The following is a 20,674-nucleotide window of genomic DNA, read 5'->3' as shown; positions in this document are numbered from 1 at the left end:
ATTGGGCGCTTTGCATTTGTGCAGCTACATTAAGGACCTATGGCCTTGGTTATGGTCTTGCCATGTCCGCAATCGTGGCGGTCGGGATGTTGTTCTTCTCGCAGCTTTTGCGAATTGCTTTTGCAATTGGGAGCGCTGAACTCTCATCCCCATGAATGCAGAATGTCTCAATGGGGGTGGTTAGTTTCGTACCGTCAAAAGCTTCCAATTCCTGTCTTTCCAGCATCAAAAGCGTGCGTTCCACGGCAATCCCGGGATCACTAATCACAGCATTTTTCATGGCACGGGGCATCAAACAGCCATTTGGCAGATACTGCCGGTCACAATAGGCCTCATGGATCACTCGCAGGCCTTGATCTTGCCCAGAGGTCACCATTTCTGAAAGACAGTTCGCGACAAAGATCAGATTTCGATCGGCAGCTCGGATGCCGCGTGCTATTGCGGAGGCAATTTCCGGATCATAATGCGCCATGTTGTTCAGCGCCCCGTGAGGCTTGACATAGTCAACAGTCGCACCTTTTGCGCCCGCAATGGCCTGCAATGCCCCTATCTGGTAGGTCACAAGGTATTCGATGTCTTTGGTCGGCATATTCATCTCACGGCGACCAAACCCCCAAATATCGTTGAATCCGGGATGAGCCCCGATGCATGTTCCATGGGCAATCGCCAACTCTACGGTTCGGGCCATCACACTTGGGTCGCCCGCATGCATCCCGCAAGCGATATTTGCCGATGTTATAAGCGGAATCAGCTCTGCATCGTTGCCGTGGCGATAGACACCAAAGCTCTCACCCATATCTGCATCAAGGCAGAGTCTTTTTGTTGAAGCATTCATTGTCAGCATTGTCTATCCCGTTGGCTTGTGTGTCCAATGCATCTACAATCGTCGTTTATATGCGACACGTGCATGGATGGGTTTAATGCTTGAACTGAGAGAACTTCGAAATTTCGTCGTGGTTGCCGCCCGCCTGAACATCACCAATGCCGCTCACGAAGTGAACCTGAGCCAGCCAGCGCTTTCACGGCAGATTCAGGCGTTGGAGCGCAAATTGGGTGTCGATCTGTTCCATCGTGTTGGAAAACGATTGGTACTGACTGCAGAAGGCTTTGATTTGGCTGAACAGGCGAAAGAGCTTCTGGAACGAGCGTCTGATTTGGCCTACCGGGCGTCAAATCAGGGAGATCTGGGTGGTGGCACACTTCGCATAGGGGCATCACCACAGACAACCGCCTGGTTGCTTTCGCCCGCAATGGCGCAATTTCGGGGCCAAAATCCCAGCGTGAGATTTGTTGTGAACGAAGGCAATAATGACAAGCTGATCGAAATGGTTGAGCATGGTGCAGCCCATCTTGTCGTTGCCAATCTGGGCATCAACCATCTGGTTGCCGGACAGCATTTGTTTGATGCGCAATTGCTTGCGGTTCTGCCACCCGACCATAATTTGCGGAACCGGACCTCAATTACCATTGAAGATGTAGCGGATACGCCATTATTGATTATGCGGCGTGGATTTCTGACACGGCACCTGTTTGAACAGGCCGCTCTTGCACACGGGGTCAGACCTGAAATTGTTCTTGAAAGCGACAGCACTCACACCCTCAGGGCGCTTGCCCGTGACGGGCATGGTATAGCTATCGTCTCGTCTTCAGCACGGGATTTTTTCCATGGTGAGAATGTCGTGCCGATACATTCCGGTCTGTGTCATACTTCCGCTGAAGTCTCTGCTCTTTGGAACCCAAAACGCTATCAACCCAAAAGCATGAGCGGATTTGTGAGTGTACTTGCTCAAATCTGCGAACAGGAGGCTAAGCTTTTCGTTTGATAAAGAAAAAAACGGCGAAGACGGATGCTGCCAGAAACACCATTGCGATGGGATGTTGCGCAATCTGCGAAATTGAATGGTTTGTCACGATCAGGGCTTGCCGCAAAGACAGTTCAAACAGCGGCCCAATCACGAACCCGATCAGGAATGTGATGACCGAATAGCCATAGCGCTGCATGACAAATCCAACTCCGCCCAGCGTCAGCATGGCGAGTACAGGGAAAATCGTATCCCTCTGAAGATAGGTTCCCACAACGCAAAAGAGTATTACGAAAGGAATGATCACTATCAGCGGCAGGCGCGTTGCTTTGGCAAACAGGGTCAGACCAAGGCGTCCAACGATAAGCATCACAAAGCTGGCTACAATCATCGAGACATAAATGCCGTAGATCAGGCGGGGATGTTGTTCAAACACCAGTGGCCCAGGCTGAACGCCGTGGAGCATGAATGCCGAGACCAGAATAGCGGCAGAGACACTTCCGGGCAAGCCGATGGCAAACAGGGGGATCAGGCTGGCCGGCAGGACGGCGTTGTCGGCGGCTTCAGTTGCTGCCACCCCTTTCAGGTCACCTTCGCCATAGCAGTCGCCCGGTTTGGCCATGCGCTTGTTAATGGCGTAGGATAGAAATGCACCGATGGTTGGACCCAGACCGGGCAAAATACCTGCACCTATTCCAATCCCGGTTGCGCGCAAGGTAACCGGAAAAACACGAAATATGTCGGCCCGGCTCAAGCGTTTGTTGGTCTCTGGCGCAAATCGGGTGGCACTTGCACCAGATTTGCGTTGAGCAAACATGGTTTGTGTTTGAACCATCATTTCTGTGAAAGCCAACATGCCGACTGTCGCGGCGATCAGAGGAATGCCATCAAACAGCTCGATCATTCCAAATGTCATGCGTGGGGTCGCACTTTCCGGATCAAGTCCGATGGTTGCCAGAAACAAACCGAAAACACCTGAAATGACGCCACGCGTCAGCGATGATCCAGACAGAGCTGCAATGAATGTAAGCGCAAATATCATGACAGAGACCATTTCGACTGGCCCCATCTTCAGGGCAAAACTCGCGAGTGGCGCGGCCAGGAGGATCAGTACGACGGTGGCAACCAGATCGCCGAAAACAGATGCATACAGAGCGACCTTCAACGCGCGCGTCGCTTCGCCCTTTTTGGCCAGGGGATGGCCGTCGAATGTTGTCGCAGCTGAACTTGGTTCGCCGGGGGTGTTCAACAGGATTGCACCGGTTGCACCGCCCGCTGCGCTTGCTTTTGTGACACCCACAAGAAAAGCAATTGCGGCTATCGGTGACATTGCATAGGTAATTGGAACCGCAACCGATAATGCAGCGGGCCTGCTCAGGCCGGGAAGAACACCCACGACATAGCCAAGAAAGATACCACCAATGACCGCGATGACTGATGAAAACTGGAGTGCATCAGCTGCCCCCTGAAGGAATGTTTCCAAAGTTCAGAGTCCCGCCCATTTTATGAAAGACAGCAACAACAGAGCTGCTCCGACCATGAGTGAAAGATACAGGACATTCCGCATCCCAACCGCCAGCGCAGTCAGAAAGACCAGGATCGTTCCTCCTGCCAACAGCTCAAATTGATGAATTGCCCACGCTCCTGTCAGTGTCGCGGCGCAGAGAAGCAGTACACCAGCCAACCCGTCACTGGCTGGTACGGCAGACTTTGTGGGCCGAGTCAGATTAATGAGCAGCCCGATCACCGCGAAGCAGAGGATAATGACAATGGTCGCAACGGGGACCATTCTTGGTGACAAACCAAAGTTGTCGCTTTCCTGTGTGCCACCGGGGATGATGACAGTGAGGCAGATCAAGCCAAGGGAAAAAACAATTGCAAATTCGCAAATGGGCCTGAACTTTCGTTCAGACCCAATTCGCTCTGGACCGTTGCCAGGTTTCATCCTATTCAAGCGCTGCTTTGAATTGATCGCTCTGCGCGCGGATTTGCGCTTCAAATTCGTCACCGGTCAAAATAAAACTACCCATATTTCTGCCAGCCAGAATTTCAAGGACTGTCTCTGATTCCGCAGCCGCCTTGAATGCATTCACAAGGATTGTTTTGGTCTCGTCGTCCAGCCCTGCTGGTGCAACATACACAACCATGTTGACGCTTGAAATGTCATAGCCAAGGCTTGACAGGGTCGGTGCATCCTCAAAACCGGGGATAGGATCCTGGCCAAGACCGGCCATTACCGCAAGATCACCCGCTTTTGCCTGAGCATAATAGGTGCCCGAACTGTAAGCAAAATCCACATGTCCACCGAGCGTTTGGGCGACGGCTTCTGCGCCACCCTTGGTCGGAACCGGCTTTATTGTGACACCTTCCTGTTTCGCGATGGATGCCATGATAACGCGATCAAGCGAAGTTGTTGATGCGTAGTTCAATCCGTCAGGGTCTCCTTTCGCTGCAGCAATAATGTCTGAGAAACTGTCCCAACCCTTTGATGGAAGGGCAACAATTGCCTCGGGAAATACGCCGAAAGCTCCGATATAGTCGAACGAGTCAATATCATAGGCCAGATCGGTCGTGTGCGGATCAAAGGAAACCGTGGTCGTGATTGCCGCGGCCAGTTCGTATCCGTCAGCTGGTTTTGCAAGAAGAGCAGTCAATGCAAGTGCGCCACCGGCACCGGGCTGGTTGTCGACGACAACCGACTGTCCGAGAGATTCAGAAAGAGCATCTGAAGCGGCTCTTGTAATTGTGTCCACGCCGCCGCCAGGCCCAAAACCAACAGTTATTTTTACACTTCGTTCTGGAAACTCAGCGAACGCAGTGCCAGCTGTTACTGCAACTGCTGCCCCGGCACAAAGGAACACACCAAATTTTGAAAATCGTTTGTAACTTTTCATGATCTCACTTCCTCTATTATCCTGAATTTAGTGTCACTCATGCATTGCATGACGTCCAATGCATATTTATGGGCGTCTGATATGCATTTCATGCATTTACGAAATCCCGGAATTGAGCGGTTTTGGTTATTTTTCGCTGGTTTTTTCGTATGAATTGATGAGTTTTTCATGTTGGCACAGAAACCAGATCAGGTTGTTGTGTTCAAAATTTATCGTGTCGCTTGCATCATGTCAGGCAGGCACTCAGCTGACCAGATCATCAAGGGATGCGAATGGCGTGTGATCCCTTGAACGTATTTGCCCGCCCGACGATCTCCCAGATCGGCAAGGAAAGCATTTGAGTATCAAACGCTTTCTATTGGGGTAATCAAAGCTTGTTTCATGCATGATGAGATGCGCCCAAACTGCAATCTGACAGGCGTGTATGGTGCAATGCCATAATAGACGGGCACGTCACTTGGAGAAGTTGCCAAGTCGGTAAACCCCTTTGAAATTTTGGGGATCAACCAGCTTGCCCTTGCGCCTGATGGCAACTTCCTGCTGTTCGGCGAGCAAAACCGCTCTGGTCCTGATGGGCTTCATCAACAAGCGCCATTTCTTTTCATCACTGCCTGCCAATGCGCGGGCCACTTCTGATGGGCAAATTGTCTTGTCGGCACCACGCTGTTCAATCAATTCCAGAATTTTGGCGTCAATCAGATTGTTCTGGTCCATAAAATGACTCGCTTGCCCGAAGGCTTGTGAAGGCTGCACGGCGCGAAGCGGAATAGAACTGCCTTCGCAACAAAACCAGCAGCACAAGAGTTGTTGAGATTATGAAGACTTCCGGACCCAGGAACCAGCCGAGGAAGCCCATGGCGAAAAAGAAGGCGCGCAAACCGCGGTTGAAGTGAATGCCGGCGAGGATCGTCATTTCAGCAGCGCTTTGGACGGCCGTCTTGGCATATTCTGTTCCGGCGTGTTCCTTGGCAGGTACGGCACCGACCAGCATTGAGGCATAGTTGAACAGGCGGTAAGCCCAGCCGAATTTGAAGAAGGCATAGGCATAGACCAACAGCATGCCCAGTATCTTGGTTTCCCATTCTGCCCGGGTCATTTCAATGGCGTAGGGCAGGTGACTGAAAATCGCCAGCACCTCTTCAGCACCATTCAGCAGGGCAAAGGTGCCACCAATGGCAAAAATGGATGTCGAGGCAAAGAATGCCGTGCCCTGTTGCAGGCCAGCCATGATAGACGTGTCCACAATGCGCAACTCGCGTTGCAGCATTGTCTTCATCCATAATTCACGCTGTTTATCCATCGCTGCAGACAGCGTTTTTTCAGCGATCTTCGAATGGTCAAGCAAATAGGCATAGACGACCCAGGCAGTTGCAAACCAGGAGATGGCGATGACATCCATGAAGGGGAGTTGAGGCAATATGTTCATCGGGCGAAGATGCCGCCCGAAGCCGCAAAACACAAGCTGTCTTCGCTTGTGTGCAGTGCAATATTCTGTGTGAAACTGTCACTTGGCGTGATTGGTGCCCATTTGCCGGTAAAATTATACGCACCAAGTGTTCGCTGCATTTTCTCTGGCCAGAGAAGCCACGGCTGCGCTTACAGGTGAACGGCATTCCGCAATCTTTGAATGATCAAGCAGAGAGGCACAGAAAACCCAACCGGCAGCAAACAACGAAATCGCAATAACTATCATAAGTAGAAAAACACGAACAAATTCATCCGTCGGAGATGCCCCGGTGTCCCAAAGTACAAGCTGTCATGGCTAAGAAGAACACTGGTAAAAATTGTGAAACTGTCAAGTGACTGATTTGGCGCCATACCCCGACTGCCGCACACACATACCTTGCGGCCAGACACCAAAAGCAGAAATACCGAAGGAAAAAGCTTCCAGTTTAGGCCTGCTCTCGGCGGTTAATTCACACCACTCCCGGTTGTGCAAACAAGCAGCGAAAACACTTAGCCCTTGCTATTGAGGGGGCGGACCCTTACCCTTGCAAGGATATTCGACGCGTGAAGCGCCAGAGATTTTGTGGTTCAATTTAAATCTTGAAGTTTGAATTGTCTCAATTGGTTCTCAATTGAACCTGTCAAAATTCAACGTCACAATATATGAATCTGGGCTTGGCCGTTTTGCGACCTCTGATTGTGATCGGGCTCAGCGTGACATTCCACTTAACGCTAATTCTTGCCTCTTAACGCTAATTCCTGGCTTATGCGGGTCACAACATTTGTGACCGATCTTCATCATGGGGCGTTTCCTGGTTTTTGGTCACAAGCGTTCAATTTCTGAATGATGCGGCAGAAGCCCTGGCTGGTGGGGCTGTATTTTCCAAGTTGAATTGTGGTCTCTACCGGGCCGCGGAGCAGGGGATGACTATCACTGCCGACCGAAAATTTCCCGCACAGAAATAGCGCAGTCATTGACTGCCAAACAAAGGGATACATTCGACAATGACAGAAGAAAACAAACGCGCGCCCAAGGCTGTCATTCTGGCGGCTGGCATTGGATCACGCCTAAGCCCTCTGACGGATGATTGTCCTAAAGGCCTGCTGTCTGTTGGCGGGTCTGCCATCCTTGAACGGATAATCCGGAATTGCCTGAGTTCCGGTATTTCCCAATTTGTTCTGGTGTTGGGGCACCAAGACGATCAGATCAGGCAATTCGTCAGCAAGACTTTTCGGGGCATCCGCATCAGTTATGTTTTCAATGAGATGTACCAAGATACCGGTACGGCCTATTCTTTGATGTTGGCATCCACCGCAGTCGGGGGCTCAGAATTCATCAAGTTTGATGCCGATGTAGTGTTTGACGTCAAAATCCTGCGCCTCCTCATGGATAGTGATCTGCCAAACGTGCTTTGCATTGATCGAAATACCGCATTGGAAAACGACGAGGTGAAGGTTCTTGCCGACGATCAGATGCGCGTGCTTGAAATTGGCAAATCTGTAGATTCAAAGACGGCTATCGGTGAATCCATCGGCATAGAGAAGATCAGTGCCCGGGCCGGATCGCTGCTGTTTTCCGAACTTGCTAAGAGAATGAAAATCCCGGCGCATCATCAGGACTGTTATGAGGCCGCCTATGCACAATTGGTGACGGCGGGAACTGTTTTTCACGCGCTTGATGTTGGCGGGTTAAATTGGAATGAGATTGACACAGCCGAAGATTTTGCCGCCGCAAACGCCAAATTCCAATCCCCGATCACGACCGTTTCGCGCGGACAGCAACTGGCCCTGGACGAAGCCGCAGCCAAGGCCATCAACCAAGGCTGACCCATTGGATACAATATCGCTAACCGCTGCACGCCTTTCATAAGGCAATCGGCGGACAACCGCAGTTATCGTTTCGCCATCCCGGCACCCGATCATTGCATATTGGAAGGACAGAATATGGGCAAAGGAAACAACATCCGCGGGAACAAGGAGAGCCGAAAACCCAAAGCGGAGAAGCCAAAAGTTTCTGCTACCGCAAATTCCACTGCGGGAAAACCTGATCTTACGATCGCACGCAAAAAGGTGAAGTAGAACAGTCTGTTTGATGGCGAGACATCAAGGCTTGCCATCAACCCGTAAACCATCTTGCAGCACCTTCAATACGGAAGTTGCAACACGCGGCGCTCCGGTGTGCTGCAAGATGGTCTATTGTCTTCCAGCCAAACCGCCCCCTAATAATTTGTTCACTCACACTTGAAATCATGTGTTGAAAAATCCCCCTTGCGCCGAAAGTTAAAAAAGTCTAAATGACGTGCTGCATCGCAATAATCACTGTCCTTGGGGGGCTGGTGTGAGTTCGTGATGATCCTGTTTTCAATAGAAGATCAAAACATGTATCAACAGAATGGAGCGTCTTGTTGGGGCGCCGCACGTTGGACCTTAGGTGTCTCTGCATGCGTATTACTGGTGTTTTTTCTTGTGAGTAATAATGGCACTCAGTCTGTTTCTGACCCTGCTGCTATTGCTGCACAATAGACTCTTATCAAATCAGTCTTTAGGAACTAGGTTCTGGGCTCGAGGAATTTAACCCAGGCCCGTATCGCGTGCAAATATTTACCAAATCAGTTGCTGATCTGGTCGCTGAGGCGGAAGCTGAAATCACAGCGCTGACCCCGTCACAGGTTCAGGACCTCATAGCAGGCAAAAATCCACCCGTATTAATTGATATCCGTGATGTCAGAGAATTGTCTGCCTCCGGCAGGATCAATGGCGCTGTGCATGCACCACGCGGAATGCTTGAGTTCTGGGCTGACCCTGAAAGCCCCTATCATCGCGATGTTTTCAGCCAGAATGACAGTTTTGTGCTGTTTTGTGCTGCCGGATGGCGCTCCGCGCTTGCCACGAAAACTCTGCAGGATATGGGGATGACAGGGCTTGCTCACATGGGTGGCGGCTTTACGGCCTGGGCGGAAGCTGGCCTGCCGATTGATATGGAGAAGAGCTAAGCGCCGTTTGTAGTGTGCAGTGGATAAGTTTTGGCTTTCAACAGGTTCTGTTGCGAGTGGATGACATGTATGCTGTGTCTATCGGAGATTATCCAATCGCTCCTCACTTGAACGGGTATTAGAAGCCGCATGCCACTCAATCTGATCAAACTGTGTGTTGGCGCTGAATCCATTGACGATCTGGATCGCTGGATTGCACATCGGGCCATGCTTGCAAAGCAGGCCGGCATTGAGCCTGAACATGCACACACAACCCGTATGATGCCCAAACGGCGCGATGAGTTACTGGACGGTGGATCGCTCTATTGGGTGATCAAAGGCAATGTGCAGGCGCGGCAGCGTTTGCTGGATGTGCGGCCGTTTACCGATTCAGCAGGTATCAGCCGCTGTGATCTGGTTATGGAGCAGATTGTCAGGCTAACCCAATGGCAACCCAAACGGCCTTTTCAGGGGTGGCGTTACTTTCGTGCCGAAGATGTGCCCGCGGATTTATCGGAAGATGCGCAGGCGCTGAAGGATATGCCGGATGAGATGCGCAATGAGCTTCTCGAATTGGGGCTGCTTTAGACGCTGGGCCTAAAGTGTTGCGGCCATCAGTCGATAAACGATCTGTGCCGCTGTAAAATCCCAGGCCGGATTGCCATCAGGTGCCAGTTCCACCACGTCCAGACCCACGCAATTGCGGCCCTCCAGCGCGTGTTCGACCAAATGGAGCGCCTGATAATATCCAAGGCCACCGGGAACCGGTGTACCGGTTGCGGGCATTTGGGAAGGATCAAGACCGTCGACATCAAATGAAATGTAGATGTCCTGCGGAAAATCATCCGGCAGGCTGACCTCATGGATATTGCCTGACACCAGTGCTTCGCCATCCACATGGAACACATTGTTGTCCTGTCGGCTTTGCATTTCTTCACGGCAGAGCGCGCGCACGCCAAACTGCGCCAGGCGGACATTTTCTTCTGCCAGCAGATGCATGACAGATGCATGAGAGTGTTTATTGCCCTGATAGGCGACGCGCAGATCAGCATGAGCATCGATCTGAACCAGACCAATTGGGCGTCCCAGAGCCTTTTGAACGCCCATCACCGCGCCGTAGGAAAGAGAATGCTCGCCGCCCAGAACAACAGGCAGCTTGTTACCAGCAACTGCATCGCTGGTGCGCTGGCTGATGGCCTCCATGATTTGCGGCATGGAACCGGAGCAATCAACAGGCTGTTGTGTATCGATGCCAAGCTGGCAGGGCTCAAGAACCATATCCCCGATCTGGCAGATACGCTCCAGTTCGTTGCTGGCCTCCAGAATGGCGTCTGGTCCGTTGTTCGTGCCGGAGCCATAGGAAACCGTGCGTTCCAGCGGCACGGGAATGATGGTGAATCGTGATGATTTCGGATCGCGCTCTTCGCCGGTCAGTTCACTGTCCATAAAGTCAATCAAGACAAACGCTCCAGAAAATCATTGTAACCAAACTGCTTAATGATCCGCAATTCATCGCTGTTGGAGTTCCATACTGCGATTGAAGGCAGGGGAACACCGTTAAAGGTGTTGGTCTTGACCATTGAGTAATGGGCCTGATCCAGAAAAGCGATGCGAGCGCCGATCTGAAACGGTTCTGCCGGAGTGTAATCACCGATCACGTCGCCCGCCAGGCATGAAGGTCCACCAATGCGGTAGCTCGTCCCGGCGTCAGCTTCCACTTCGCCCAGCAGTGCAGGTCGATAGGGGGCCTCGATGACATCGGGCATGTGGCAGGTTGCGGACAGATCACTGATTGCCAGATTCATGCCGTTTTGCGGCAGGTCCAGAATTTCTCCAACCAGTATACCGGCGTCCAGCGCCACGGCTTCGCCGGGTTCCAGATAGACATCAATGCCATAGCGTGTGCGTATCTTCTGGATGAAACTGATGAGCGCTTCGCGGTCATAATCGGCTCGGGTAATGTGATGCCCGCCGCCAAAATTGATCCATTTCAAATTTGGCAACCAGCCACTGAGCTGGTTTTCAATGGCATCCCATGTGCGCTGCAATGGCTCAAAGCCCTGTTCGCAGAGCGTGTGCATGTGCAGCCCGTCAATGCCGGCGAGCGCAGTCTCATCCAACTGCGAAACAGGAGTGCCCAGACGCGAGCAGGGTGCACAGGGATCATATTTGGGGATTTCGCCTTCAGAGTGTTCAGGATTAATCCGCAAACCAATTTGCACAGGTTTTCCGCTGGCGTGTATTTGTTCTTCGAACCGGGTCTTCTGTGCGGGTGAATTGAAGATGATGTGGTCGGAATAGGCAATGATCTGGTCGAATTCATCTGATTTGTAGCCGGCACAAAAAGTCGCGACTTCTCCGCCGTATTTTTCATGCGCAAGACGGGCCTCGTGAACGCCAGAGGCACAGGTGCCGGACAGATATCTGCCAACCAGCGGTGCCAGTTCAAACATGGAGAATGCTTTTAATGCCAGGAAGACTTTGGCGCCGCTGCGGTCCGCCACATCTGCCAGGATGGCAAGATTGCGTTCAATGGCAACCTCATCCACCACAAAGCAGGGGCTGGGAACGCGGCTTAAATCGAACCGGGCAAAACTGCCCGGATCGCCTGCCTGCGTTTGCATGATTGGGGCCACAGTATCTGCCATCAGAAGTCGACGGGACCGTCCAGCTCGTGAACCTGCCAGGGCAGGCCTTGGGTGTTCAGCATGTCCATGAAGCCATCAGGATCAAGCTGTTCCATATTCCAGACGCCAGGTTCCAACCAGGTTCCCGTGATCATCTGGGCAGCCCCGATCATGGCCGGTACACCGGTTGTATAGCTGACAGCCTGGCTGCCCACTTCCGCGTAGCATTCTTCATGGTCGCAGATATTGTAGATGTAGAACGTGTGTTCCTTGCCATCCTTCTGTCCGGTGGCAATATCGCCAATGCAGGTTTTACCCTTCGTCAATTCGCCCAGATCAGAGGGGTCCGGCAGCACCGTCTTGAGGAATTGAAGCGGAACGATTTCAACGCCTTCATGCACAACAGGCTCGATGGAGGTCATGCCGATATTCTGCAACACGGTGACGTGGTTGATATAGGCATCACCGAAGGTCATCCAGAAGCGTGCGCGCTTGACCTCTGGAAAATGGGTTTTCAGGCTTTCCAGTTCTTCGTGATACATCAGATACATATTGCGTGTGCCAACAGCGGGAAAATCAAACGCCACTTTGTGGGTCATGGCAGGCGAGGTGACCCAATCGCCGTTTTCCCAATGCCTGGCATCTGCTGTGACTTCGCGAATGTTGATCTCGGGATTGAAGTTGGTCGCAAACGCTTTGCCATTGTCGCCACCATTGCAATCCAGAACGTCAATCAGGCTGATTGTATCCAGCTTGTGTTTCTTCAGCCAGGTGGCGAAGACGGAGGTGACACCGGGGTCAAAACCGGATCCCAAAATGGCTGTCAGGCCCGCTTCTGCAAACCGTTTCTGATAGGCCCACTGCCAATGATATTCGAACTTTGCCTCGTCTTCCGGCTCATAATTGGCCGTGTCGAGGTAGTGGATGCCAGCTTCCAGACAGGCATCCATCAATTTCAGATCCTGATAGGGAAGGGCCAGATTGACCAGTAGATCGGCACCGGAGCCTTTGATCAGTTCAACCACGGCTGAGACATTCATCGCGTCGACTTCTGCCGTGTGAATCGAGACGCCTGTGCGCTTTTTGACAGCCTCGGCGATGGCTTCGCATTTGAATTTCCGGCGGCTCGCCAATGTGATTTTTTTAAAAATCTGCGGGTTCATCGCCATTTTATGGACGGCAGCGGACGATACGCCACCTGCACCAATGACCAAGGTATTGCCAGTTAGGTTTTTCATGTCTGGGTCTCCAAGCCGGAATTACTCGAAATAAGTATAGCTGTTGATTGCTTCACGGTAGGTGGCGATGAGCAGTTTGCGCTCAGAAGTTTTCAACCGGTTCTGTGATGTTGCCCGATCCAGCAACTTACGAAAATCATCAACGCAGTCTTTCGGATCAAATTCTACATAGGACAGAACCTGTGCAATTGTATCCCCTTCGACTTCCTGAAGCAGATCAAAATGCCCGTCTTCACGCAACTCAATAGTTGCAACATTTGTATCGCCGAACAGATTATGCAGATCCCCCAGCGTCTCCTGATAGGCTCCGACAAAGAATACGCCGAGATAATACGGCTCTCCTTCGGTTAAGTCATGGACCGGCAGGGCTGGTGACAGGCCGTCTGCCAGGATGAATTCGTCAATCTTACCGTCGGAATCACAGGTGATGTCTGACAGGATTGCGCGCCGATTCGGCTCTTCATTCAGCTTTTGAAGGGGCGCAATGGGGTGTATCTGGTCGATAGCCCAAACGTCGGGAAGAGACTGAAAAAGCGAGAAATTACAGTGGTAAATATCTGCAAGTGCGTCCAGTTGTTCGTCGATCTCGGGCGAATTATCAGCCTCCTGGGCCATTAGCTTGATGCGTGACATCAAATACAGATAGATGCGCTCTGCGCGTGCCATCTGGCGCAGATCAACTGCATTGCGCATGAACAGGTTCCGCAGCTCATTGCGGTAGAAGCTTGCATCATTGATGCATTCCTGAAGACGCCTTGGTTCCAGATAGGTTTCAATCACGGCCATATCATTCACATAATGATGGTCTGTGCTCTCCGCTGCGCTGTTTGTGACCCTGTCATACAATGTTGCTTCCAGAACATTGAAAATCAGCATGGACGATGTTGCCACAATGGCGCGGCCGCTTTCAGTGGTCAGGGTCGGGTGTTCCAGACCGGCGCCATCCATTGCGTATCGAACTGCTTCGACCACGTTTTCGCAATATTCCATGACCGAATAGTTGATCGAACTCTTTGAGGCTCTTTTCTCGCCTGTATAATCCACACCCAAGCCACCGCCCAGATCCAGATGGGTCAAAGGTGCGCCTTCCTTTGTCAGTTCTACAAAGTAGCGGCACGCTTCAACCACGGCACGGCGCACATCATTAACATCGGGGATTTGGCTGCCCAGATGTGAGTGCTGAAACTTGAGACAATGCAGCAAGCCGACTTCACGCAGGCGATCGATGACCGACATCAGTTGATCGGTGTTCATTCCAAATGTGGAGCGATCACCAGAGCTTTCAGCCCAGTCACCACCGATGCGGTTGAAGAGTTTCACCCGCACGCCCAAAAGCGGTTCGACACCAAGCTCTTCATAGGCCTTGATCACCAGCTCCAGCTCTTTGGGGCTTTCCAGGACGATGGCGGTGTTGAACCCAAGTTTGCGCGACAGAATTGCAAGCTTGATAAATTTCAGATCCTTGACGCCATTGCACACGACAAGAGCGTCATTCTCCAGCGACTGAGCCAGAGCAATGACCAGTTCGGGCTTTGACCCGGCTTCAAGACCAAAGGAGTAGGGCCGTCCAAAGTCGACAATCTGTCTGATCACCTGAGCCTGTTGATTGACCTTGATCGGGAAAACGCCACGGTACTTGCCGCGGTAGCCAGCGTCTTCCATTGCCGCAGCGAATGATTGGTTGATGCCCCGGATTTCGTTTTCAAGAAAGGAACTGACCCTGAGCAACATTGGCGCATGGATGCCGCGCTGGTCGAGATCACGAATGATCGAGGGCAGGCTGATGGGGGGCGTGTCGGGCTTGAGTGGATTCCGCAGACCTACATCCCCATTTTCAAGCACGGTCAGCAGATCATGGCCCCAGCGCTCGAAACCATAGATTGTGTGTGGCCCATCCAGTTTAGTATCTGTAGTGGTGCCGGAATTTCCGGAAGGTGACATGAACAAGTTCCCCCAGCGAACGATTGTGTTGACTTTGCGTACTTACATCAAAAGCGTGACAGTCAGAAAATGTGCACTACGGAAATCCGTTCTGGTGCGCCAGTCTTTTCTTTCTCAATCTGCAATTTGGAAGGTTGATTGGTATGTAAAAAAGCCCGGACGGAGCCGGGCTTTGATGTGGTCTGGGATCTTTTCTGGGGCGGAATGCCGCATTTGGTTCAGGGTGAACCCTTATTCGGAACTGCTGTCGCCGAAACTGACTTCAACCGCCATCGACCCATCAGGGGTATAACAATCCAGAGCGAGGTATTTGACTGGCATCGTGTGGCGCCTTGCACGGGCTCCGTGGCTGCGCAGGAAGTTCAGCATGTCGCCAGGCTTGCGTCTCAGCCCCGCCAGTTTGAACCTTGGCACTTCAAGTGCGGTGGCCTGATCATAGACTTTCTCGATGCCGGCGCTTAGAGACCGCGCTGCTGCATGAGGTTGACTGGACGCCAATGGATAGGTTTCGTCGAGAAGCATCTTCTAATCCCTGTACACAATACACTCAAAGGGAGCCCGTTAAGGCTATAAATACTAACGTAACGCGAGGCAGGCAAAGTCCTTGGCTTCAAGATAGTTGCAAGCCTTACGCGCGGCATTCTTATTGGTAAAACCGGCGAAACGCGCACGGTGTAGAGTTTGTCCGCGGCTGATGACCGGCTCCGTAAACGCTACCTTGCCACGCAGATAGCTGGTGCCAACATTCATGGCATTCCCCAGAAGGATGTTGGCAGCTTCCTCGCTTGGAACAGCACCAATCTGGATTTGCCAACCGTCAGTGATATCCGTTTTACTATAATCGTCAGCACTTCCAATTTCAGGTTCATCAGCCGAAGCAGTACGTGTCACGCTTGCCGTCACAATTTCATCAGGACGAATTTGCGGGATGAGATTTCCCTCTGCTGCTGCTGCTGCGACTGCACGAGCGCGGGGCAGTGGCACTTTACGGCTTGCCAGCAATGGTGTGACGCGGCGGCCCGTTGTTGCCGATTTCAGAAAACGTCCGATCAGGTTTTTCATATGGGCATCACGGGACCTGCCTGTGCGCCCACCCATGACCACGGCCACGATGTGACGACCATCGCGTTTGACGGAGGTCACCAGGTTGAAGCCTGAGGCGCGGATGTAGCCGGTTTTGATGCCATCAACGCCTTTAACAGTTCCAAGCAGGCGGTTGTGGTTGCGATATTTCTTGCCCTTGTAGGAGAAAGAACGGGTCGAGAAGTATTTGTAGTATGTCGGGTAACGATCCTGAATGGCCATGCCGAGGCGGGCCATATCGCGGGCCGTTGTGCGTTGCCCGCCGTTTGGCAGGCCTGACGCGTTTTTGAAGGTTGTCTTTTTCATGCCGATGTCACGGGCGGCCTTGGTCATCTTGATTGCAAATTTGCTCTCAGTTTTGCCAATGTGCTCTGCAATGACGACCGCAACATCATTGGCCGATTTGGTGACCAGCGCGCTGATGGCATCCTTTACCCGGATTGTGCTGCCTGGTTTCAGAGCAAGCTTGGAAGGCGCCTGTCCTGAAGCACGTTTCGACACTTTCATCCTGGTGTTCAGACTGACGCGACCGGCTTCCAGTTCTCCAAACAACATGTAAAGGGTCATGATTTTGGTCAGAGAGGCAGGATAGCGAAGATTATCAGCATTGTCCGCGTAAAGCGTCTTGCCGGACTTCACATCAATCACGATTCCAGCATATTTCGCATTGGCATTTGCTGTGGTTGTGACCGATAGAGAGGCTGTCAGACTGATCAGAAATGCTGCGAAAATTGCTTTTCCCATACTTGTGATTCCAAGACTCTTGGTCGCGTTAATTAGCCGGGAGTACATATACACTTGCACGACTTGCACCCATTTGTTGGCAGTCAGAAATTTGTGTGTTTGTTCGGGCCAGTGATGGTCCCATCAAAATGGCCCAATCATGGCAACACGCTATTCCGCTGCGAGATCATTCAAATTTTCATCAATTTAAGAAAAACAGGGTTACGAAACCGTAAAGCTTTCAAAATTTTCCTGATTCGGGTTGCATTCATCGCGGATTGCATCGGGAAATCTGACGTGGAGATGGCGGATTTGTTGACGTGCAAAGCGCCTGAAAAACAATTTTTGTGCGCTGCACAAAAACCACTGGACATTTTATGTTGCGCTGCATATATGTGTGGTCAGGAACGAACATTCACTGCGATAGAAGGACCATTCATCATGATGCAGAACATTGACGACATCCAGAAACAGGCAAAAGAAAACATGGAAAAAGCGACAGAAAATCTGTCTGACGTTTCCAAATCAGTCCAGGCTATTGCTACCGAGACAGCAGAATATACCAAAAAGTCTTTTGAAGACGGCACACAGGCTGCGGAAAAAGTTTTCGGCGCAAAAAGCTTTGACAAATTCATGGAAGCTCAGGGCGACTACGCAAAGAACGCCTATGAAGCTCACGTCAGCGAAATGAACAAGCTTGGCGAAATGTTCATGGATTTGTCCAAAACCATGTACAGCCCTGTTGAAACTGCTTTCGCACGTATCAACAAGTAAGGCGCCTCCCGCTTTACAACGCGATTTGGCCAGCCTTTGGGCTGGTCTTGAAAAGCCAATCCCCAGGGGTTGGCTTTTTGCGTTGCCGGGGTCCTTTTAATCAGACGCCTGACCCCTATATTACTAGCTCTGTGAAGCAGGCTGATGCCGTCTGCCAAAATGTCTCAGACAGACCCTTGGCATGCCTTCATGAAACCATGTACGCTCTCGATAGCAGAATAACGGATTTAATGCGTTTTGACTCAGACAAGAAAGCTGACCGATGGTATTCTGTCAGCGAACCAGAAATCCGGAAGCCAATGCGTATCCGAAAAACAGTGCATTTTGTGCGACCCACGATAAACAGCAGCGATTTTATTATGTCCAATCCCAATCGCGGCAGCTCTGATGATGATCGTGACAATGACTCCGGTACCGTCGTTGTTACAAAAACAAAGCCGAAAGTTAAAAAGCCAAGCCTTTACAGGGTTTTGCTTCTAAACGATGATTTTACACCGATGGAATTCGTCGTGCACGTGTTGCAAGGTTTCTTCAATAAAAATCAGGAAGAAGCCACAATGATCATGCTTCATGTGCATCAAAATGGCGTCGGCGAATGCGGTGTCTTCACCTTTGAGGTGGCAGAAACCAAGGTGACGCAGGTTATGGACCTTGCAGCAAAGCACCAGCATCCGCTGCAATGTGTTATGGAAAAGAAGTGAGGATTTAACTTGCCGTCCTTTTCAAGAAGTCTGGAAAAAGCTCTCCACAACGCTCTGGCTCAGGCCAATGAGCGGCGTCAGGAATATGCAACGCTGGAGCATCTGCTTCATGCGCTGACGAATGATGCAGATGCGGCCGCTGTGATGCGTGCATGCGGGGTGGATCTTGATCTGCTGCGCCGCAATCTGATGGAATATATCGACACGGAACTCAGCAATCTTATTGCTGATGCGGATGTGGATACAAAGCCCACATCGGGCTTCCAGCGTGTCATTCAGCGTGCTGTCATCCATGTTCAATCCTCCGGTCGCGAAGAAGTGACCGGGGCCAATGTTCTGGTGGCTATTTTTGCCGAGCGGGAAAGCCATGCGGCTTATTTCCTGCAAGAGCAGGATATGACCCGCTATGATGCTGTGAACTATATCAGTCACGGCATTGCCAAACGGCCTGGCATGTCTGAACCACGCCCGGTTACCGGCGCTGAGGATGAAGATGCGACAACGGTCGAGTCTGAAGAGGCGGAAGACAAAAAAACGCCTGACGCATTGTCAGCCTATTGTGTGGACCTCAATGAAAAGGCTGCCAATGGCAAGGTTGATCCGCTGATCGGACGTGACAGCGAAGTGCAACGTGTTGTGCAGGTGCTGTGCCGCCGACAGAAGAACAATCCGCTGCTGGTGGGCGACCCCGGTGTTGGCAAGACAGCCATTGCAGAAGGACTTGCCAAGCGCATTGTCGATGGCGATGTGCCGGAAGTGTTACTGGCTGCAACCGTGTTCTCACTTGATATGGGCACGCTTCTGGCAGGCACCCGCTATCGCGGGGATTTTGAAGAGCGCCTCAAGCAGGTGATGAAAGAGATTGAAGAATATGATGGGGCAATCCTCTTCATTGACGAAATTCATACGGTTATCGGTGCCGGGGCGACTTCTGGCGGGGCAATGGATGCGTCCAATTTGCTGAAACCGGCTCTGGCGGCTGGCGCCATGCGGTGCATCGGATCGACCACCTATAAGGAATATCGTCAATTCTTCGAGAAGGATCGCGCTTTGGTGCGCCGGTTCCAGAAAATCGATGTCAACGAGCCGAGCATTCCGGACGCGATCGACATTCTGAAAGGTCTGAAGTCACGTTACGAGGATCATCATAAGGTGCGCTACACCAATGATGCTCTGAAGGCGGCAGTGGAACTGTCTGCGCGCTATATCAATGATCGCAAGCTGCCTGATAAGGCAATTGATGTCATCGACGAAACCGGTGCGTCGCAAATGCTGGTGCCCCGGAGCCGTCGTAAGAAGACGATTAATGTCAAACAGATTGAAGACACGATTGCGACAATGGCGCGGATACCGCCGAAATCTGTGTCCAAGGATGATTCAGAGGCTCTGAAAAGCCTCGATACCAATCTGAAGCGGGTTGTTTACGGACAGGATGCGGCGATGGAAGCGCTTTCCTCGGCCATCAAGCTGTCCCGTGCCGGATTGCGTGATCCGGAAAAGCCAATTGGCAATTATCTGTTCTCCGGTCCAACCGGTGTCGGTAAAACCGAGGCTGCGCGGCAATTGGCATCCCTTATGGGCGTTGAGTTGCTGCGGTTTGACATGTCTGAATACATGGAACGCCATACAGTTTCACGGCTGATTGGTGCCCCTCCAGGATATGTCGGATTTGATCAGGGTGGATTGCTGACAGATGGTGTGGATCAAAATCCGCATTGTGTGTTGCTGCTTGATGAAGTGGAAAAAGCCCATCCGGATCTGTTCAACATTTTGCTGCAGGTCATGGATCACGGCAAACTGACCGATCACAATGGCAAACAGATTGATTTCCGCAATGTGGTTATCATCATGACTACCAATGCAGGTGCTTCGGAAGCAGCGAAAAATGCCATCGGGTTTGGTTCCACCAAGCGTGAAGGTGATGATGAAGAGGCCATCAACAGGCTCTTTTCACCTGAGTTCCGTAATCGGCTTGATGCGATTATTCCGTTTGCCAGCTTGCCGCGCGATGTTGTCTACAAAGTTGTCGACAAATTCGTCATGCAACTGGAAGCTCAACTGGAAGATCGCGGCGTGACGTTTGAATTGTCTGAAACCGCAACCGCGTGGCTGGCAGATGCCGGCTATGATGGGCTGATGGGGGCCAGGCCTCTGGCACGCATCATTCAGGAAAACATCAAGCGTCCATTGGCTGAGGAAATTTTGTTTGGCGGCCTGCAAAAGGGCGGTCGGGTCAAAGTCGATACCAAGACTGATGATGACGGCAAGACTGTTCTTGATTTGGAAATTGTTGAGAACGCACCCGTTAAGCCGAAAAAAGAAGCCGTGCCAGCCAAGCCGAAGAAGCGCAGCGCGTCGAAAGCCAAATCGACTGGTAAAAAGCCTGGCGGCGGGGCAGGGTCTGTTCCCAAGGTGCCGCTTCCGGCAAAGTAATCCGGGGCGGGGATTGTTTTGAGGATATCTGTTTAAGCCG

Annotated in this window: 20 protein-coding genes; 7 read left to right on the top strand and 13 right to left on the bottom strand. The window is 51.7% G+C overall.

The window, feature by feature from the left end; all coding sequences use genetic code 11:
• Nucleotides 1–49: 49 nt before the first annotated feature.
• The gene (locus RAL91_RS17325; protein WP_306257506.1) at nt 50–844 is read right to left on the bottom strand and encodes a 5-oxoprolinase subunit PxpA; all 795 of its coding nucleotides are present in this window, start codon (nt 842–844) and stop codon (nt 50–52) included.
• 76 nt (nt 845–920) lie between these two features.
• Here RAL91_RS17325 and RAL91_RS17320 point away from each other — a divergent pair, with 76 nt between their 5' ends.
• Nucleotides 921–1,823, top strand: a complete 903-nt coding sequence (locus RAL91_RS17320) for a LysR family transcriptional regulator (protein WP_306257505.1) — start codon at nt 921–923, stop codon at nt 1,821–1,823.
• Here the strand turns inward: RAL91_RS17320 and RAL91_RS17315 are convergent.
• The 6 genes from RAL91_RS17315 to RAL91_RS17290 form a co-directional block, all read right to left on the bottom strand.
• Nucleotides 1,807–3,285: a tripartite tricarboxylate transporter permease gene (locus RAL91_RS17315; protein ID WP_306257504.1), complete on the bottom strand. Its 1,479-nt coding sequence runs from the start codon at nt 3,283–3,285 to the stop codon at nt 1,807–1,809. The genes RAL91_RS17320 and RAL91_RS17315 overlap by 17 nt on opposite strands.
• 3 nt (nt 3,286–3,288) lie before the next feature.
• The gene (locus RAL91_RS17310; protein WP_306257503.1) at nt 3,289–3,747 is read right to left on the bottom strand and encodes a hypothetical protein; all 459 of its coding nucleotides are present in this window, start codon (nt 3,745–3,747) and stop codon (nt 3,289–3,291) included.
• A gap of 1 nt (nt 3,748) precedes the next feature.
• The gene (locus tag RAL91_RS17305) at nt 3,749–4,696 is read right to left on the bottom strand and encodes a tripartite tricarboxylate transporter substrate binding protein (protein WP_306257502.1); all 948 of its coding nucleotides are present in this window, start codon (nt 4,694–4,696) and stop codon (nt 3,749–3,751) included.
• A gap of 453 nt (nt 4,697–5,149) precedes the next feature.
• Nucleotides 5,150–5,410, bottom strand: coding sequence for a DUF3253 domain-containing protein (locus RAL91_RS17300; protein WP_306257501.1), 261 nt, complete (start codon nt 5,408–5,410; stop codon nt 5,150–5,152).
• Entirely contained in the window at nt 5,388–6,122 is a 735-nt protein-coding gene (locus RAL91_RS17295; RefSeq protein WP_306257500.1) for a DUF599 domain-containing protein, read from the bottom strand. The genes RAL91_RS17300 and RAL91_RS17295 overlap by 23 nt, the downstream gene beginning before the upstream one ends.
• A complete protein-coding gene (locus RAL91_RS17290) occupies nt 6,119–6,262 on the bottom strand; it encodes a hypothetical protein (RefSeq protein WP_306257499.1) in 144 nt (47 codons plus the stop codon). The genes RAL91_RS17295 and RAL91_RS17290 overlap by 4 nt, the downstream gene beginning before the upstream one ends.
• Nucleotides 6,263–7,147: 885 nt before the next feature.
• On the opposite strand from RAL91_RS17290, the gene RAL91_RS17285 reads away from it, so the two are divergent.
• From RAL91_RS17285 to RAL91_RS17275, 3 genes are all read left to right on the top strand, one after another.
• Nucleotides 7,148–7,969: a phosphocholine cytidylyltransferase family protein gene (locus RAL91_RS17285; RefSeq protein WP_306257498.1), complete on the top strand. Its 822-nt coding sequence runs from the start codon at nt 7,148–7,150 to the stop codon at nt 7,967–7,969.
• A gap of 764 nt (nt 7,970–8,733) precedes the next feature.
• Nucleotides 8,734–9,135 carry a rhodanese-like domain-containing protein gene (locus RAL91_RS17280; RefSeq protein ID WP_371932433.1) on the top strand — a complete coding sequence of 134 codons (402 nt, stop codon included), beginning with the start codon at nt 8,734–8,736 and terminating at the stop codon, nt 9,133–9,135.
• Between the two features lie 129 nt (nt 9,136–9,264).
• Nucleotides 9,265–9,702 carry a DUF1489 family protein gene (locus tag RAL91_RS17275; RefSeq protein ID WP_306257497.1) on the top strand — a complete coding sequence of 146 codons (438 nt, stop codon included), beginning with the start codon at nt 9,265–9,267 and terminating at the stop codon, nt 9,700–9,702.
• Nucleotides 9,703–9,711: 9 nt separating this feature from the next.
• Here RAL91_RS17275 and speB read toward each other — a convergent pair whose 3' ends face one another.
• The 6 genes from speB to RAL91_RS17245 form a co-directional block, all read right to left on the bottom strand.
• Entirely contained in the window at nt 9,712–10,572 is an 861-nt protein-coding gene (gene speB / locus RAL91_RS17270) for an agmatinase (RefSeq protein ID WP_306257496.1), read from the bottom strand.
• A complete protein-coding gene (gene nspC, locus RAL91_RS17265) occupies nt 10,569–11,738 on the bottom strand; it encodes a carboxynorspermidine decarboxylase (RefSeq protein ID WP_306257495.1) in 1,170 nt (389 codons plus the stop codon). Before nspC ends, speB begins: the two co-directional genes overlap by 4 nt.
• A gap of 23 nt (nt 11,739–11,761) precedes the next feature.
• The gene (locus RAL91_RS17260) at nt 11,762–12,979 is read right to left on the bottom strand and encodes a saccharopine dehydrogenase family protein (protein WP_306257494.1); all 1,218 of its coding nucleotides are present in this window, start codon (nt 12,977–12,979) and stop codon (nt 11,762–11,764) included.
• A gap of 21 nt (nt 12,980–13,000) precedes the next feature.
• The gene (gene speA, locus RAL91_RS17255) at nt 13,001–14,920 is read right to left on the bottom strand and encodes a biosynthetic arginine decarboxylase (RefSeq protein ID WP_306257493.1); all 1,920 of its coding nucleotides are present in this window, start codon (nt 14,918–14,920) and stop codon (nt 13,001–13,003) included.
• A 231-nt stretch (nt 14,921–15,151) separates the two neighbouring features.
• Complete coding sequence (locus RAL91_RS17250; RefSeq protein WP_306257492.1) at nt 15,152–15,442, bottom strand: hypothetical protein; 291 nt, start codon at nt 15,440–15,442, stop codon at nt 15,152–15,154.
• A gap of 54 nt (nt 15,443–15,496) precedes the next feature.
• Complete coding sequence (locus tag RAL91_RS17245) at nt 15,497–16,747, bottom strand: D-alanyl-D-alanine carboxypeptidase family protein (protein WP_306257491.1); 1,251 nt, start codon at nt 16,745–16,747, stop codon at nt 15,497–15,499.
• 420 nt (nt 16,748–17,167) lie between these two features.
• Here RAL91_RS17245 and RAL91_RS17240 point away from each other — a divergent pair, with 420 nt between their 5' ends.
• From RAL91_RS17240 to clpA, 3 genes are all read left to right on the top strand, one after another.
• A complete protein-coding gene (locus RAL91_RS17240; RefSeq protein WP_306257490.1) occupies nt 17,168–17,500 on the top strand; it encodes a phasin family protein in 333 nt (110 codons plus the stop codon).
• Nucleotides 17,501–17,859: 359 nt separating this feature from the next.
• Complete coding sequence (clpS, locus tag RAL91_RS17235) at nt 17,860–18,201, top strand: ATP-dependent Clp protease adapter ClpS (protein ID WP_306262984.1); 342 nt, start codon at nt 17,860–17,862, stop codon at nt 18,199–18,201.
• A gap of 9 nt (nt 18,202–18,210) precedes the next feature.
• Complete coding sequence (gene clpA / locus RAL91_RS17230) at nt 18,211–20,634, top strand: ATP-dependent Clp protease ATP-binding subunit ClpA (protein WP_306257489.1); 2,424 nt, start codon at nt 18,211–18,213, stop codon at nt 20,632–20,634.
• Nucleotides 20,635–20,674 lie beyond the last annotated feature (40 nt).

Origin of the sequence: Pararhizobium sp. IMCC21322 (assembly GCF_030758295.1) — a bacterium.
GTDB lineage: Bacteria > Pseudomonadota > Alphaproteobacteria > Rhizobiales.
This window is presented reverse-complemented; position numbering and strand designations above follow the sequence as displayed.

Coding starts and splice junctions, on each gene's coding strand:
- RAL91_RS17325 (WP_306257506.1), bottom strand. CDS start 844: ATGCTGACAATGAATGCTTCAACAAAAAGACTCTGCCTTGATGCAGAT.
- RAL91_RS17320 (WP_306257505.1), top strand. CDS start 921: ATGCTTGAACTGAGAGAACTTCGAAATTTCGTCGTGGTTGCCGCCCGC.
- RAL91_RS17310 (WP_306257503.1), bottom strand. CDS start 3,747: ATGAAACCTGGCAACGGTCCAGAGCGAATTGGGTCTGAACGAAAGTTC.
- RAL91_RS17305 (WP_306257502.1), bottom strand. CDS start 4,696: ATGAAAAGTTACAAACGATTTTCAAAATTTGGTGTGTTCCTTTGTGCC.
- RAL91_RS17300 (WP_306257501.1), bottom strand. CDS start 5,410: ATGGACCAGAACAATCTGATTGACGCCAAAATTCTGGAATTGATTGAA.
- RAL91_RS17295 (WP_306257500.1), bottom strand. CDS start 6,122: ATGAACATATTGCCTCAACTCCCCTTCATGGATGTCATCGCCATCTCC.
- RAL91_RS17290 (WP_306257499.1), bottom strand. CDS start 6,262: ATGCAGCGAACACTTGGTGCGTATAATTTTACCGGCAAATGGGCACCA.
- RAL91_RS17285 (WP_306257498.1), top strand. CDS start 7,148: ATGACAGAAGAAAACAAACGCGCGCCCAAGGCTGTCATTCTGGCGGCT.
- RAL91_RS17275 (WP_306257497.1), top strand. CDS start 9,265: ATGCCACTCAATCTGATCAAACTGTGTGTTGGCGCTGAATCCATTGAC.
- nspC (WP_306257495.1), bottom strand. CDS start 11,738: ATGCAAACGCAGGCAGGCGATCCGGGCAGTTTTGCCCGGTTCGATTTA.
- RAL91_RS17260 (WP_306257494.1), bottom strand. CDS start 12,979: ATGAAAAACCTAACTGGCAATACCTTGGTCATTGGTGCAGGTGGCGTA.
- speA (WP_306257493.1), bottom strand. CDS start 14,920: ATGTCACCTTCCGGAAATTCCGGCACCACTACAGATACTAAACTGGAT.
- RAL91_RS17250 (WP_306257492.1), bottom strand. CDS start 15,442: ATGCTTCTCGACGAAACCTATCCATTGGCGTCCAGTCAACCTCATGCA.
- RAL91_RS17245 (WP_306257491.1), bottom strand. CDS start 16,747: ATGGGAAAAGCAATTTTCGCAGCATTTCTGATCAGTCTGACAGCCTCT.
- RAL91_RS17240 (WP_306257490.1), top strand. CDS start 17,168: ATGATGCAGAACATTGACGACATCCAGAAACAGGCAAAAGAAAACATG.
- clpS (WP_306262984.1), top strand. CDS start 17,860: ATGTCCAATCCCAATCGCGGCAGCTCTGATGATGATCGTGACAATGAC.